The organism is Pseudomonas lini (genome assembly GCF_001042905.1).
Classification (GTDB): domain Bacteria; phylum Pseudomonadota; class Gammaproteobacteria; order Pseudomonadales; family Pseudomonadaceae; genus Aquipseudomonas; species Aquipseudomonas lini.
Genome location: NZ_JYLB01000008.1, coordinates 208,055 through 222,217, shown reverse-complemented (window position 1 = coordinate 222,217; position 14,163 = coordinate 208,055). Strand labels below are relative to the sequence as shown.

Here is a 14,163-nt window from a genome sequence, read left to right as displayed (position 1 = left end):
GTGGCTCAGGTCAAACGTATCCGTCGTAACGTCAGCGGCATCATCCTGCTCGACAAGCCGCTGGGGTTCACCTCTAACGCGGCATTGCAGAAGGTCCGCTGGTTGCTCAACGCCGAGAAGGCCGGGCACACCGGCAGTCTTGACCCGCTGGCCACCGGCGTGCTGCCGTTGTGCTTCGGCGAGGCCACCAAGTTCTCGCAATACCTGCTCGATTCCGACAAGGCTTATGAAACCCTGGCGCAACTGGGCAAGACCACCACCACGGCCGATGCCGAAGGTGAAGTTTTGCTGGAACGCCCGGTGACCGTTGGTCGCGCCGATATCGAAGCTGTGCTGCCGAATTTTCGTGGGCAAATCAGTCAGATACCGCCAATGTACTCGGCGCTCAAGCGTGATGGCCAGCCGCTGTACAAGCTGGCCCGTGCGGGCGAAGTAGTGGAGCGCGAACCGCGTTCTGTTACTATTGCGCGCTTGGAATTGCTGGCCTTTGAGGGTGATACTGCGCGGCTTGCGGTGGATTGCAGCAAAGGCACCTATATCCGCACCCTGGTGGAGGATATCGGTGAGCAACTCGGTTGCGGCGCTTACGTTGCAGAATTGCGACGTACCCAGGCCGGGCCTTTCACGCTGGCGCAGACTGTCACGCTTGAAGAGTTGGAAGCGGTACATGCCGAAGGCGGCAACGAGGCGGTCGACCGCTTCCTGATGCCATCGGACAGCGGCCTGCTGGACTGGCCACTGTTGCATTTTTCGGAGCACAGCGCGTTCTACTGGCTTAACGGCCAACCGGTACGCGCCCCGGATGCACCGAAGTTCGGCATGGTACGGGTACAGGATCACAACGGTCGCTTCATCGGTATCGGTGAAGTGAGCGAAGACGGGCGCATCGCGCCGCGTCGACTGATTCGGTCAGAATGACCGAAACCGGCCTGTGTAACAGCAGGCCGGCGAGTGTGGCTGTTAACAGGCATGGTCACTACTCATTTATAGATACAGGGATTTGTCCCTGGCCTGTTGAAGCTGTTTCTTTGAAACAGTTTCCTGATAAAAGGATTGCCTCATGGCTCTCGACGTTCAAGAAAAAGCTCAAATCGTAGCTGACTACCAGCAAGCTGTTGGTGACACTGGTTCGCCAGAAGTGCAAGTTGCACTGCTGACCCACAACATCAACAAGCTGCAAGGTCACTTCAAGGCCAACGGTAAAGATCACCACTCCCGTCGTGGCCTGATCCGCATGGTAAACCAGCGCCGTAAGCTGCTGGACTACCTGAAAGGCAAGGATCTGGGTCGTTATCAGACTCTGATCGGTCGCCTGGGTCTGCGTCGCTAATAAGCGATTGCGCTAGAGGTTGGTTGTCTGTCGTGCGTCAGTGGGTTTCCCGCTGGCGCATGGCAGGCTCCCAGCCTCAAGTTTTATCTGGATACACGTTTTACCCTGGACAGGTGTTGGGCCGATTCCCGACATTGCCCAAGAATTTCGCAAGAAGACAAGTTCCCCAAGAGCCACAAAAGAAGGTAGGACACCGTGAACCCGGTAATCAAAAAATTCCAGTTCGGTCAGTCGACCGTTACCCTCGAGACTGGCCGTATCGCCCGTCAGGCCTCCGGCGCAGTATTGGTCACCGTTGACGACGACGTCAGCGTATTGGTGACCGTCGTTGGTGCCAAACAAGCCGATCCAGGCAAGGGCTTCTTCCCTCTGTCCGTTCACTACCAGGAAAAGACTTACGCTGCCGGTAAGATCCCTGGCGGTTTCTTCAAGCGTGAAGGCCGTCCTTCCGAGAAAGAAACCCTGACTTCCCGACTGATCGACCGTCCGATCCGTCCGCTGTTCCCAGAAGGCTTCATGAACGAAGTGCAGGTTGTCTGCACCGTCGTTTCCACCAGCAAGAAGACCGATCCGGACATCGCTGCGATGATCGGTACCTCGGCTGCCCTGGCCATCTCCGGCATTCCTTTCGATGGCCCGATCGGCGCTGCCCGCGTTGCGTTCCATGAAAGCACCGGTTACCTGCTGAACCCGACTTACGAGCAACTGAAAGCTTCGAGCCTGGACATGGTCGTTGCCGGTACTTCGGATGCCGTTCTGATGGTTGAATCGGAAGCTAAAGAGCTGACTGAAGACCAGATGCTGGGCGCGGTACTGTTTGCTCAAGACGAATTCCAGGTTGTGATCAACGCTGTTAAAGAACTGGCTGCCGAAGCTGCCAAGCCGACTTGGGCCTGGGCTCCACAACCAGAAGCTACCGCTCTGCTGGGCGCTATCCGTGCCGAGTTCGGCGACGCGATCTCCCAGGCTTACACCATCACCATCAAGGCCGACCGTTACGCTCGTCTGGGCGAACTGAAAGACCAGGTGGTTGCCAACCTGTCCGGTGAAGAAGGTCAGCCGACTTCCGCTGAAGTCAAAGCTGCTTTCGGCGAAATCGAATACCGCACCGTTCGCGAAAACATCGTAAACGGCAAGCCGCGTATCGATGGTCGCGACACCAAGACTGTACGTCCGCTGAACATCGAAGTCGGTGTCCTGCCAAAGACTCACGGTTCGGCTCTGTTCACCCGTGGCGAAACCCAGGCTCTTGTTGTTGCCACTCTGGGCACCGCCCGTGACGCACAACTGCTGGACACCCTGGAAGGCGAGAAAAAAGACCCGTTCATGCTGCACTACAACTTCCCTCCGTTCTCGGTAGGTGAGTGTGGTCGCATGGGTGGCGCTGGTCGTCGTGAAATCGGTCACGGCCGTCTGGCCCGTCGTTCGATTCAGGCCATGCTGCCTGCTGCCGACGTGTTCCCGTACACCATCCGTGTTGTGTCGGAAATCACCGAGTCCAACGGTTCGAGCTCCATGGCTTCGGTCTGCGGCGCTTCCCTGGCGCTGATGGATGCCGGCGTTCCGATGAAGGCACCGGTTGCCGGCATCGCCATGGGTCTGGTTAAAGAAGGCGAGAAATTCGCCGTCCTGACCGACATCCTGGGTGACGAAGACCACCTCGGCGACATGGACTTCAAAGTAGCGGGTACTGCCAAAGGCGTTACCGCGCTGCAGATGGACATCAAGATCAAAGGCATCACCGAAGAAATCATGGAAATCGCTCTGGGCCAAGCCCTGGAAGCGCGCCAGAACATCCTCGGTCAGATGAACCAGATCATTGCTCAGTCCCGTACCGAGCTGTCGGAAAACGCTCCGACCATGATCGCGATGAAAATCGACACCGACAAAATCCGTGATGTCATCGGTAAAGGCGGCGCGACCATTCGTGCGATCTGTGAAGAAACCAAGGCTTCGATCGACATCGAAGACGACGGTTCGATCAAGATCTTCGGCGAAACCAAGGAAGCGGCTGAAGCGGCACGTCAGCGCGTTCTGGGCATCACCGCAGAAGCTGAAATCGGCAAGATCTACGTTGGTAAGGTTGAGCGCATCGTCGACTTCGGCGCATTCGTCAACATCCTGCCGGGCAAGGACGGTCTGGTTCACATCTCGATGCTGAGCGATGCTCGCGTTGAGAAAGTGACCGACATCCTGAAAGAAGGCCAGGAAGTGGAAGTACTGGTACTGGACGTGGACAACCGCGGCCGTATCAAGCTGTCCATCAAAGACGTAGCAGCAGCCAAGGCTTCGGGCGTTTAATCACCCCCTTCGCCTGACCGCTTCAACGTTATAAAAATGCCCCGCCGTGAAAACGGCGGGGCATTTTTTTATGTGCAGAAAGATCAAAAGATCGCAGCCTTCGGCAGCTCCTACACAAGCCCAATGTAGGAGCTGCCGAAGGCTGCGATCTTTTGATTTTGCGGTGCGCCAAGTTGCCGGACCCCGAAGCCAGTGCTAGGTTTAGCCCACAGCCCGTGTAGCTCAGCCGGTAGAGCAGCGCACTCGTAACGCGAAGGTCGCAGGTTCGATTCCTGTCTCGGGCACCATTCTCTTCTTCATTTCACCTTTCTGCTCAGATCCTCGACGGTGCGCTTGAGTTGATCCATCACGCGATCCTGATCGCTGATCTCCCGTTTGAGACTGGAGATTTCGCTGCTGTTCGAGCTTGAGCTGGAGCCGTTGTTGCGCTTTAGCTCTTCCACTTGCTTGCCAAGGTTGTTCAGATCGCGCTCCTGCTCATTGACCGTGCGCTTGAGATCGTCAATCTCTTTGCTGCTGGAGTTTGAGCTGGAACCGCTGTTGCGTTTGAGTTCTTCGATCTGACGGGCCTGCTCGCTGATGGTGCGCTTCTGGCTTTCCAGTTCGCTGGCGTTGGCCTTCACGGTTTTTTGCAGGTTTTCCAGGTCATCGATGCTGACGCTGGTTCTGACGAGTGTGTCCTTGCCGAATGAATTGTGGAGGGCGGAGATTTTGTCGGAGTACAGCGAAGGGTCAGAGGTGACTTCGACAGCCGCTTGAGCCGCGCTGGCCAATGTCAGACTGCCAAGCAGGAGGGTAGCGGTGGCAAGCTGGGTAGACAAAAGCTTCGAAAAAATGCGCATCACTGGGGTTCCTTGTGAAGTGCCGATGTGGCACATCGCTATGACTTGGGATTTCGACTTATGTTCCCACGGCTTCTTTCAGGTGGTTTTTTATGTAAAGACCCGTGTAATTCATCGACAAAACGTCCTATATTCGTTGTCTGCATGAGCATCGCCCAGCAGTTTTCAGATGATCCCGAATGGTTCTGAAGGCCAGACAAACCGGGCTTCAAACGGTTTTTTGCGTCAGAGAGATCCTTGATGATCCAGATCCATCTTCCATTCCCCAGATCAGCGAGAACGCCATGACCGTTAAAGAATTGACCCAAGAAGCCAGACACGAAGAAGCCCTGAAAAAATACGTGCTGGACGCGCCCCAGTTGCTGGAAGAGATCAAGGACTTGCCCGCCGACGATCAGAAAGACCAGATCCAGTGGGCGTTCGAGGATGAGGCGGAAGCTCAGGGCTTGCAGCCGTGGGAACTGACGCTCAAATACACCACAACCCCCGAAGAGTTCGAGGCCGCGCGCCTGGCGCTGCACAAGGAGGCGGCCGAGGTATTGGGCGTCGAGTGGGAAGAGTACTGCGAGATGAACAATCTGGTGGTCTAAAAAAAATGCCAGCCTTCATCAGGCTGGCATTTTTTATATCAAAGGCGTGATCAGAGACTCAGTCGCATCGACAGATCCACAGCCTTCACATCCTTGGTCATCGCACCAATCGAAATATAATCCACCCCGGTTTCGGCGATTGGCAGCAACGTACTTTCGTTGATACCACCGCTGGCCTCCAGTTTTGCCTTGCCGGCGTTCAGGCGCACGGCTTCACGCATGTCATCCAGGCTCAGTTCATCGAGCATGATGATGTCGGCACCCGCCGCCAGTGCTTCCTTCAGCTCCTCCAGACTCTCCACTTCAATCTCCACCGGTTTGCCCGGGGCGATCTTGTGCGCGGCCGCGATAGCCTCAGGAATGCCACCGCAGGCGGCGATATGGTTTTCCTTGATCAGGAAGGCGTCATACAGGCCGATGCGGTGGTTATGGCAACCGCCGCAAGTCACGGCGTATTTCTGGGCCAGGCGCAGCCCCGGCAGGGTTTTGCGGGTGTCGAGCAACTTCACCTGAGTCTCGGCGACGAAATCGGCCAGGTACTGCGCGCGAGTGGCCACGCCGGACAGCAATTGCAGGAAATTAAGAGCGCTGCGTTCACCCGTCAGCAGCGAGCGTGCCGGGCCTTCGAGATGGAATAGCACCTGATTGGGTTTCACCCGTTCACCATCGGCTACCTGCCAGTGCACCGCAACCCGCGGATCCAGCTGCCGAAACACGGCATCGACCCAAGCGGTGCCGCTAATGACGGCGGCATCGCGAGTGATGATGGTGGCTTTGGCCAGGCGTTCAGCCGGGATCAGTTGCGCGGTGATGTCGCCGCTGCCGATGTCCTCGAGCAACGCACGGCGCACGTTGGCTTCGATTTCGGCGGTCAAATCGGCGAGACGTAGATTCGGCATAACGGGCTCCACAAACAAAGTGGTCCGATTATAGGGCCATGCTGCGAGGCAACCCAAGGCATCAACGGCTATTCCATCGCTTGCCAACCTGCATTTGGTCGATTGGCGCGAGCAACCGTCGCTAAGCAAGGGGCCCTCATAAACGTCTATTTCTTGGGGAAGGGCAGAGTCTGCTGGCACAAGGAGAGTCTTTTGCAGATAATTCGCCTTGCATTTGACGTCATAGCTTTGACGTAACTCTGGATTCCTTATTATTGAATGACAACGGGTGGCGACTGTCCCCGTTGAGCGCCGGCTGTGTGGCCTGCGTGCTCGATCTTTCTCACCGAACCGAACCGAAGAATCACCGTTTCAGGAGGCTTGGATGCACAACGACGGGAATGTAGTGCCTTTGCACAAGGCCGCTACCGACCAGGCGACTCACTCGCCGCTCGCCCGCCTGCCCGTGATTCTGCTTCAGGTTCGCGACAAGGCTGCTCAACAGCTCAAGCAAGGTTTGCAGGAGCTGTTCGATAACGCCGACGACACCCTGTTCGAAATGGCCGACCGAGCCCGAAACAATGTCGAGCAAAACATCTTCTTCGAGGCCATGCGCGATTTGCGCCTCAAGCGCAAAAGCATCGAGCGCGGATTTCTCGAGCAATTCTTCGAGGCCTTCGTCAGCCTCGCGCAGTACGACATTTCTCAAACTGCCTTGCCCCGGACATTGGTTTTCGATGCCTCGACGTCGGTGCCCAGCGACGACATGGAACGCAACGTGGCGGTGGAGGCCATGGTCGGCAAAGTGCTGAATCGCGACGGTTTCGCCCTCGACCAGCTCACCGCCCGGCTCAGCACACTGCTGAGCAAGACGCTGGTCGAGCAGCACAACCCCTTGGGGCCGACGCTGCTCTGCGAGTATTTCTTGCAGGCCGGGCGCAACCTGGGCATGGAGATCAAGGTCAAGCTGATCATCCTCAAGCTGTTCGAGCGCTATGTGCTCAGCAATGCTGATCAGCTTTACGCCGAAGCCAATCAACTGCTGATCGCCACCGGCGTGCTGCCGGACCTCAAGCCCGCCCCGGCGCGGCGTGCCACCGATCGGGCGGCTGCGAGTGTTCGTGCTGACCCCGCTGAGACAGGCGTGCGGGCTGGCAATACGCAGATCGACGAGGACGTGCAGGAAGTCTTCGCCGCATTGCAGGAGTTGCTGTTCCATGTGCGTGGCAGCGTTGCGCCGACCCTGGAAGTCAGTGCCCAGACCCAGCCCATTTCAACCCGCGACCTGCTGCGCCTGCTCTCGCACTTGCAGCAATACGTGCCGGCGCTGGCGGCTCAGGACGATTTCGATCTGCGTAACCAGCTCGAACAACTGCTGACCCGCGTTAGCGTCAAAAGCGGCAAGTCGCGCGTGGTGGGGGTGGCCGACGAAGACGTGATCAACCTGATCGCCATGCTCTTCGAATGCATCCTCGATGACCGTAACCTGCCGGACTCCCTGAAGGCGCTGATCGGCCGTTTGCAGATTCCGATGCTGAAAGTCGCGGTGCTCGACAAAAGTTTTTTCAGCCGCAGCAGCCATCCCGCCCGGCGTTTGCTCAACGAAATCGCCGCTGCGGCCATGGGCTGGGGCGAGTGCGATGACCATGAGCGCGACAGCCTGTACCTGCGCATCGAGCAAGTGGTGCAGCGTTTGCTGAACGACTTTGTCGATGACCCGGCGATCTTTTCCGAATTGCTGGCGGATTTTCTTGCCTTCACCAGTGACGAACGCCGTCGCAGCGAATTACTCGAGCAACGCACCCGTGACGCCGAAGAAGGCCGCGCCAGGACCGAACTGGCGCGTCAGCGCGTCGAGCAGGCGCTGAACCAGGCGTTGGTGGGCAAGGTGCTGCCGCACAGCGTGGTGGCGTTTGTCCAGGGAGCCTGGAGCAAGGTGTTGTTGCTGACCTGCCTCAAGCACGGTGATCAATCCGCCGAATGGCACGCCGATGTGCAGACCATGGCGCAATTGATCTGGAGCGTGCAGCACCATGACGAACCTGACGCGAGCCTGCGCTTGTTGTCGCTGGTGCCGGGGTTGCTCAAGTCGTTGCGCGATGGGTTGAGCAGCTCGGCATTCGACCCATTCGCCACCAGTGAGTTTTTCAGTGAGCTGGAAGCCTTGCACGTTCAGCTGTTCGAACGGCCAGGCCGGAAAAACACGGTCGTTGACGCACTGATGATGGTCGACGTGCAGCAGCAAGTCGTGCTTCGCACCGCTGACGAAGGTCCGGTCGAAACGGCATCGATGCGTTTGCCGGAGGACGATGTTGCTCTGCTTCAGGTCGATCAGTTGCACCTGGGCTGCTGGGTCGAGTTTCAGGAAGACGAGGAAAACACCCTGCGCTGCAAGCTGGCGGCGATCATTGAAGCCACCGACAAATACATCTTCGTCAACCGTACCGGGATGAAAGTGCTGGAGCACAGCCGTACCGGTCTGGCCCTGGAGTTCCGGCGTGGCGCGGTGCGAACGCTGGACGACACCTTGCTGTTCGACCGGGCGCTGGAGTCGGTGCTGGGCAACCTGCGGCGTCTCAATCACGGCAAGTGATCGCGCGCCGAGGGTCTATCGCGGCATACTGGGCACCAACACAGTCGTCGTTGAAGGAACCTGTATGCAGTTGGACCCCGCGAGCGGTTGGTGTCAGGGCGTGCGCATATGCCCCTCGCCCAACTTCAATGCGCGCCCCGAGGGCGAAATTTCCCTGCTGGTGATCCACAACATCAGTTTGCCGCCAGCGCAGTTTCTGACCGGCAAGGTGCAGGAGTTTTTCCAGAATCGTCTGGATGTCACGGAACATCCCTACTTTGCAGGAATAGCCGACCTGCGGGTGTCTGCGCATTTTCTGATTGAACGTGACGGCACCGTCACTCAGTTTGTCTCTTGTCTTGAGCGTGCCTGGCACGCTGGCGTCTCGTGTTTCGAAGGACGGGAAACCTGTAACGATTTTTCCGTGGGCATCGAGCTTGAAGGCACGGATGATCTGCCGTTCACCGACGCCCAATATCAAGTGTTGACGGACCTGACGCGACAGCTGCAAAGCGCCTTCACGGGTATCACCGCGCAACGCATCTGCGGGCATAGCGACATCGCACCCGGGCGCAAGACTGATCCGGGACCGGCATTTGACTGGGCACGCTATCGCGTGGCTCTGGCAAAAGCTGCTCTGGAAAAAAAGGAGTAACAATGAGTTTTCTGGTGCTGCTGTTGGCGGTGTGGATCGAGAAATTCTCGGCCCTTCGCCATCGGGTTCAACGTGATGGCGGTTGGGTGCGTGAGCTGCACAAGCTTGAAGCCAACCCACGCATGACAAACCGTCCGTGGCTGATACTGGTGGTGCTGGTGTTGTTGCCGGTGGCGCTGTTGGGTTTGCTGTTGGTGGTGCTGGAGCCGGTAGCCTACGGTTTGCTGGCGTTACCGGTGCACCTGCTGGTGGTGATTTACAGTCTGGGCCGTGGTGATCTGCTGGCCGACCTCGGGCCGTTCCGCGATGCCTGGCGCCGGGAAGACCTGCAAGCCGCCGCCCATGTGGCCAAGCGCGACCTGAATATTTGCGCGGACAGCGGCGAGCAACTGCTGGAGCGAGTTGAAGGGCATCTGCTGTGGCAGGCCTATCAGAGCTTTTTCGCGGTGATCTTCTGGTACTTCCTGCTGGGCCCGGTTGCTGCGTTGAGTTATCGACTGCTGGCGCTGGCCGAGGAGCACGGGCAGAACCCGGCCGTGGTCGAGCGAGCAGCACAGCTGCGTCATGCGTTCGATTGGGTACCGGTGCGACTGCTGGCGGCAAGTTTTGCGCTGGTCGGCAACTTTGTCGCAGTCGGCCGGGTGATGCTGCACGAGCTACTGAACTGGAACATCAGCGCCGCCCAACTGATCGAGAAGGTCGGGTTGGTGGCCGGTGAAATTCCGGCGCCGGTGGTCGGGCCGGACGGCATCAACAGCCTCGACCGGATCTGGGAACTGCTGCTGCGCGCGGCAGTGCTTTGGTATGCCGGGTTTGCGTTGTGGACTGTTTTGTCCTGATTTCTGCTTTGAATCAAAAAGATCGCAGCCTTCGGCAGCTCCACAGGAATCGTGTGAATCTGTAGGAGCTGCCGAAGGCTGCGATCTTTTTCGTTAACCTTAAGTTACAAAACCTTCCTCCGATTTAAGCTATACAGAGATAGCGCCAATAGTGGCTATCTGCTGTCTCTGCGCGCCTGCCATAAAAATAAGAATTCAAAGGGAGACTTCACAGTGATGAGCTTGCTCTATCCCGCCGTCGCGCTGATGAACCGCCTGAGTTTCGGCATGAAGTTCAGCCTGATCAGCGTGCTGTTCCTCGTGCCGATGCTGGTGACCAACTTCTATCTGGTGCGCGATTCCTATCGCGAATTCCAGGGCACACGGGTCGAGCTGCAAAGCCTCGACCTGTTGGGCAGCGGCCTGAGCCTGCGCCGGGATCTGGAAACCCTGAACAACCTGGTGCAGATCAACGTCATCCTTGGCCAGTCCGGCAAGGCGGGTCATGTCGAGTCGAATATCAGTGCTCTGGAGCAAAGCGTTCTGACCCGTTTGCAAGGGCTGGCGGCGATGACCACTGACCCGGAGCAAATCACCTTTTTCGATGGTAAGCGCGATGAAATGATTGCCGCGTTCAAGGCCCAGCAAACGGAAACCTCCCTGCAAAGTAAAAGTGCGCTGATCGGCAAGTTGCTCGGCAACGCGCAGATTTTCAGCCAGATCATCGCCAGTCAGGCCGGCCTGAGCCGCGACAGCCAGAGCGACATGCGTCAGTTGAGCGAGCTCATTACCAACGTCACGCCAGCCGTCACCCAGACGCTCGGCGAAGGCCGGGCGATGGGTTCTTACTCGTTGGGGCAGGGCTTTCTCAATTCGGCCTCGAGCACCCGTTTCGATGAATTGCTGGTGCAGATCGAAAAGCTGCAGGCCGAATACGGTCTGAAATTGCAGGATGCTCTGGGCTCCAGTAAAGCAGCGCACGAAACCTTGGCCGCTCAGGCCGAAAGCAGCAAGGCCTCCCTGAAAAAGGCCAGTGAACTGTTCGAAGAACAGGTGGTGATGGCTGACACACTCGATGCACCGTGGCAGGCCTTTTACGATCAGGTCACGGGCCTGATCGACCAGACTTACCAACTCAATGAAGCCACCCTGAAGTTTCTCGGTACCCAGTTGCAGCAGCGGCTGGAGCAGCACCGCACCCACATGATCCTGCAGGCAGTGGCGCTGGCGCTGGTGTTTGTGTTGATTTTTTACCTCTATGGCGGTTTCTACGCCTCGACCCGCACCACCCTCAAGCGTCTTGGCGCGGTGATGGACAAGGTGGCGGCCGGGGATATGACCGTGACCTTCAGCGCCAACAGTCGCGATGAACTGGGCGAGTTGGGCGAGGTATTCACCGGCACCGTGAAGAAAATCCATGACCTGATCGAACGGGTGGGCCAAACCGTCAGTGAGGTCGAGCGTCAGGCCGGCCAGGTCGAGAACGTGTCCGCCCAGAGCAATCAGGCATGCGCGGGGCAGCGTACGCAGATCGAGCAAGTCGCCACGGCGATGAATCAGATGTCAGCCACGTCTCTGGAAGTGGCGCGCAGTGCCGCGGCGGCCGTCAGCAGCGCCCACAGCGTCAACGACGAAACCATCAGCGGGCGCGGGTTGGTGGAGTCCCAGCAGGGCAGCATCGCTGCACTGGCCAGTGAAATCGATCAGTCGGTGCGGGTGATCAACCAACTGGCCAGTGACAGCCAGTCCATCAGTCGTGTGCTGGAAGTGATCAAAAGCATCGCCGAACAGACCAACCTGCTGGCGCTCAACGCGGCCATCGAAGCCGCGCGCGCGGGCGAGCAGGGTCGTGGTTTTGCGGTGGTGGCGGACGAGGTCCGGACCCTGGCCAAACGCACCCAGCAATCGACCGAAGAAATCGAGCAGATGATTGCCAAACTGCACAGCGGTGTCGGGGCGGCGGTCAAGGCGATGGGCACCAGCCATCAGATGGCCAACGGCACGGTCGGGCAGTCGGAAAAGGTTCAGCAGGCGCTAGAAAACATCCTCGGCGCCGTCGGCATGATCGTCGACCAGAACCAGCAGATCGCCGCTGCGGTAGAGCAGCAGACCGCCGTGGCTCACGATATTGACCAGAACATCGTCGAGATCAACCGCGCCGGTGAGCGCACCGCCGAGGGCGCGCACCAGACTGAAGATGCCAGTCGTGCGTTGTCGGCGCAGGTGGTTGAACTCAAACAATTGATCAGCGCGTTCCGGGTTTAAAAAGCACCCCGGAACAAATGTGGGAGCGGGCTTGCTCGCGAAGAGGTCGTCACATTCAACATTGATGTGACTGATAAACCGCTTTCGCGAGCAAGCCCGCTCCCACAGGTATTGTGTGAATCAGTGGATTACCAGTTAAACAACTCACACGCATTGGCCGTGCTGGTGGCAGCCAGTTGTTCGGGGCTGATCGCCATGAGGGCGGCCAGTGCCTCGCAGATCGCCGGCAAATGCGCCGGGCTGTTGCGTTGACCGGGGAACATGGCGGGGGCCATGTCCGGTGAGTCGGTTTCCAGTACCACCGATTCAACGGGTAAACCGGCGAGCACGCGGTGCATGCGCAGGGCCTGCGGCCAGGTCGCGGCGCCGCCGAGGCCGAGTTTGAAACCCAGCTTGATGTATTCGCGGGCCTCTTCCTGGCTACCGGCGAAGGCATGAATGATCCCCGCGCGTTTCAAGCGAAACCGTTTGAGCGTGGCAATCACCGCTGCATGGCTGCGTCGCACGTGAATCAGCGCCGGCAGATTGAAGTCCGCCGCCAATTGCAGTTGGGCGTCGAACAGCGCTTGCTGGCGTTCACGATCCAAAGTTTCGATGAAGTAATCCAGACCGATCTCACCCACCGCGCATAACTGTCGATGGCCCGCCAGACGCGTCAACCAGTCACCGAGTTCGGTCAAGTCCTCAGGGCGATGGTCATCCAGATACACCGGGTGCAAACCGAACGCCGCATGCAGATCGGGATCGCTTTGCACCAGATCCCAGACCCGCTGCCAATTGGCCTGATAAACCCCCAGCACCACCATCCGTCGCACGCCGAGGGCGCGGCTCTCGGCCAGCAGCGCCTGACGATCCACGTCGAAATCCGGGAAATCCAGATGAGTGTGGGTGTCGATCAGTTCCACGGCTCAGTCCTGATGAATACGCTGCTTGAAGGTCCGCGCGATGGCCTGCACGCCGGGTTGGTAATCGGCCTGTTCAATGGCCGCCAACGCCAGTTGCAAAGCCTTGTCGGCGATCAGCTGATGCTGCTGGGACATGGCGTTGACCGGCAGTGGCAGGAAGTCCAGCAACTGCGTATCACCGAAGGTGCCCAAGCGTAGCGGGCGGGACTTCAGCGGGAAGTCGTGCAAGGCATCGAACACGCCCTGAAGCAGCACGTAGGATGTAGTCACCAACGCATCCGGCAAATGGCCCAGGCGCTGAAGCAACTCTTCCATCAATTGTTTGCCGCACTCTCGACTGAACGACTCGCCGTGTTCGATCAGCGCCTCGCCTTTGAAGCCGTTCAGCGCTTGCTTGAAACCTGCCGCCCGTTCCTGGCTGATACTCAATTCGGGACGGGCACCGATCAGCGCGATCTGCTTGGGCAACGGGTCCAGCAGGCTGCGGGTAAGCTGCAGACTGGCTTCGCGGTCGTCACTGATCACCGAGCAAAAGTGCTCAGGCTCCATCACCCGGTCGATGGCGATGATCGGAATGCCTTTGGCCTGCAACTGACGGTAGCTGTCATCGCCGGCCGGCAGGCAACTGGCGACGATCAGCGCATCGCAACGTCGGGCGCGGAACAGTTGCAGCAATTGCCGTTCGCTGTCCGGCGCATCGTCGGAGCTGGCGATCAGTAGCTGATAGCCGCGAGCCCGGGCGCCTTGTTCCAGCAGTTTGGCGATTCGCGCGTAACTGGGGTTTTCCAGGTCCGGCAGAATGAAGCCCAAGGTGCGGGTGTGCCGACTGCGCAACCCGGCGGCCTGAGGGTTGGGTGTGAAGCCATGTTGTTCGACCACTGCGCGCACACGTTCGACGGTGGCGCTGCTGATCCGTTGCTGTTCAGCCTTGCCATTGATGACATAACTGGCGGTAGTCACGGAGACGCCGGCCAACTGTGCAATATCACTGAGTTTCAACCCGGGTT

The 14,163-nt window shown here is 58.5% G+C and carries 12 protein-coding genes, 1 tRNA gene and 1 pseudogene; 10 read left to right on the top strand and 4 right to left on the bottom strand.

Annotated elements, in window-relative coordinates; genetic code table 11:
* The 4 genes from truB to TU81_RS22995 all read left to right on the top strand — a co-directional run bounded on the left by truB (position 1) and on the right by TU81_RS22995 (position 3,918).
* Positions 1-918: a tRNA pseudouridine(55) synthase TruB gene (gene truB, locus TU81_RS23010; protein ID WP_038978908.1), complete on the top strand. Its 918-nt coding sequence runs from the start codon at positions 1-3 to the stop codon at positions 916-918.
* Positions 919-1,060: 142 nt separating this feature from the next.
* The gene (gene rpsO / locus TU81_RS23005; protein ID WP_003177875.1) at positions 1,061-1,330 is read left to right on the top strand and encodes a 30S ribosomal protein S15; all 270 of its coding nucleotides are present in this window, start codon (positions 1,061-1,063) and stop codon (positions 1,328-1,330) included.
* A gap of 195 nt (positions 1,331-1,525) precedes the next feature.
* Entirely contained in the window at positions 1,526-3,631 is a 2,106-nt protein-coding gene (pnp, locus tag TU81_RS23000) for a polyribonucleotide nucleotidyltransferase (protein WP_038978909.1), read from the top strand.
* A 211-nt stretch (positions 3,632-3,842) separates the two neighbouring features.
* Positions 3,843-3,918, top strand: a tRNA-Thr gene (locus TU81_RS22995).
* A gap of 9 nt (positions 3,919-3,927) precedes the next feature.
* On the opposite strand, the gene TU81_RS22990 is transcribed toward TU81_RS22995, so the two are convergent.
* A complete protein-coding gene (locus TU81_RS22990) occupies positions 3,928-4,473 on the bottom strand; it encodes a hypothetical protein (RefSeq protein ID WP_048396621.1) in 546 nt (181 codons plus the stop codon).
* A 284-nt stretch (positions 4,474-4,757) separates the two neighbouring features.
* Between TU81_RS22990 and TU81_RS22985 the strand changes: the two genes are divergently transcribed.
* Positions 4,758-5,063, top strand: a complete 306-nt coding sequence (locus tag TU81_RS22985) for a DUF6388 family protein (RefSeq protein ID WP_030128074.1) — start codon at positions 4,758-4,760, stop codon at positions 5,061-5,063.
* Between the two features lie 50 nt (positions 5,064-5,113).
* On the opposite strand, the gene nadC is transcribed toward TU81_RS22985, so the two are convergent.
* Positions 5,114-5,962 carry a carboxylating nicotinate-nucleotide diphosphorylase gene (gene nadC, locus TU81_RS22980; protein ID WP_048396619.1) on the bottom strand — a complete coding sequence of 283 codons (849 nt, stop codon included), beginning with the start codon at positions 5,960-5,962 and terminating at the stop codon, positions 5,114-5,116.
* Positions 5,963-6,326: 364 nt separating this feature from the next.
* Between nadC and TU81_RS22975 the strand changes: the two genes are divergently transcribed.
* From TU81_RS22975 to TU81_RS31195, 5 genes and pseudogenes are all read left to right on the top strand, one after another.
* Positions 6,327-8,534, top strand: a complete 2,208-nt coding sequence (locus tag TU81_RS22975) for a DUF1631 domain-containing protein (protein WP_048396618.1) — start codon at positions 6,327-6,329, stop codon at positions 8,532-8,534.
* A gap of 64 nt (positions 8,535-8,598) precedes the next feature.
* Positions 8,599-9,168 carry a 1,6-anhydro-N-acetylmuramyl-L-alanine amidase AmpD gene (gene ampD, locus TU81_RS22970; RefSeq protein WP_038978913.1) on the top strand — a complete coding sequence of 190 codons (570 nt, stop codon included), beginning with the start codon at positions 8,599-8,601 and terminating at the stop codon, positions 9,166-9,168.
* A 2-nt stretch (positions 9,169-9,170) separates the two neighbouring features.
* Positions 9,171-10,007 (top strand): regulatory signaling modulator protein AmpE, encoded by an 837-nt coding sequence (ampE, locus tag TU81_RS22965; protein WP_038978914.1) that lies wholly within the window; start codon positions 9,171-9,173, stop codon positions 10,005-10,007.
* 216 nt (positions 10,008-10,223) lie between these two features.
* Positions 10,224-11,393 (top strand): annotated as a pseudogene (locus tag TU81_RS31200) (HAMP domain-containing protein); the annotation flags it as partial.
* A 144-nt stretch (positions 11,394-11,537) separates the two neighbouring features.
* Positions 11,538-12,251 (top strand): methyl-accepting chemotaxis protein, encoded by a 714-nt coding sequence (locus TU81_RS31195; RefSeq protein ID WP_390176102.1) that lies wholly within the window; start codon positions 11,538-11,540, stop codon positions 12,249-12,251.
* Positions 12,252-12,379: 128 nt separating this feature from the next.
* Here the strand turns inward: TU81_RS31195 and TU81_RS22955 are convergent, their stop codons facing one another.
* A complete protein-coding gene (locus tag TU81_RS22955; RefSeq protein ID WP_048396614.1) occupies positions 12,380-13,156 on the bottom strand; it encodes a TatD family hydrolase in 777 nt (258 codons plus the stop codon).
* Between the two features lie 3 nt (positions 13,157-13,159).
* Positions 13,160-14,155 carry a catabolite repressor/activator gene (gene cra / locus TU81_RS22950; RefSeq protein ID WP_048396612.1) on the bottom strand — a complete coding sequence of 332 codons (996 nt, stop codon included), beginning with the start codon at positions 14,153-14,155 and terminating at the stop codon, positions 13,160-13,162.
* Positions 14,156-14,163: the final 8 nt, after the last annotated feature.

Bases quoted from the DNA above. Each gene is read 5' to 3' on its own strand.
- TU81_RS22975 (WP_048396618.1), top strand. From the start codon at position 6,327: ATGCACAACGACGGGAATGTAGTGCCTTTGCACAAGGCCGCTACCGAC.
- rpsO (WP_003177875.1), top strand. From the start codon at position 1,061: ATGGCTCTCGACGTTCAAGAAAAAGCTCAAATCGTAGCTGACTACCAG.
- nadC (WP_048396619.1), bottom strand. From the start codon at position 5,962: ATGCCGAATCTACGTCTCGCCGATTTGACCGCCGAAATCGAAGCCAAC.
- TU81_RS31195 (WP_390176102.1), top strand. From the start codon at position 11,538: ATGAATCAGATGTCAGCCACGTCTCTGGAAGTGGCGCGCAGTGCCGCG.
- ampE (WP_038978914.1), top strand. From the start codon at position 9,171: ATGAGTTTTCTGGTGCTGCTGTTGGCGGTGTGGATCGAGAAATTCTCG.
- TU81_RS22985 (WP_030128074.1), top strand. From the start codon at position 4,758: ATGACCGTTAAAGAATTGACCCAAGAAGCCAGACACGAAGAAGCCCTG.
- TU81_RS22990 (WP_048396621.1), bottom strand. From the start codon at position 4,473: ATGCGCATTTTTTCGAAGCTTTTGTCTACCCAGCTTGCCACCGCTACC.
- ampD (WP_038978913.1), top strand. From the start codon at position 8,599: ATGCAGTTGGACCCCGCGAGCGGTTGGTGTCAGGGCGTGCGCATATGC.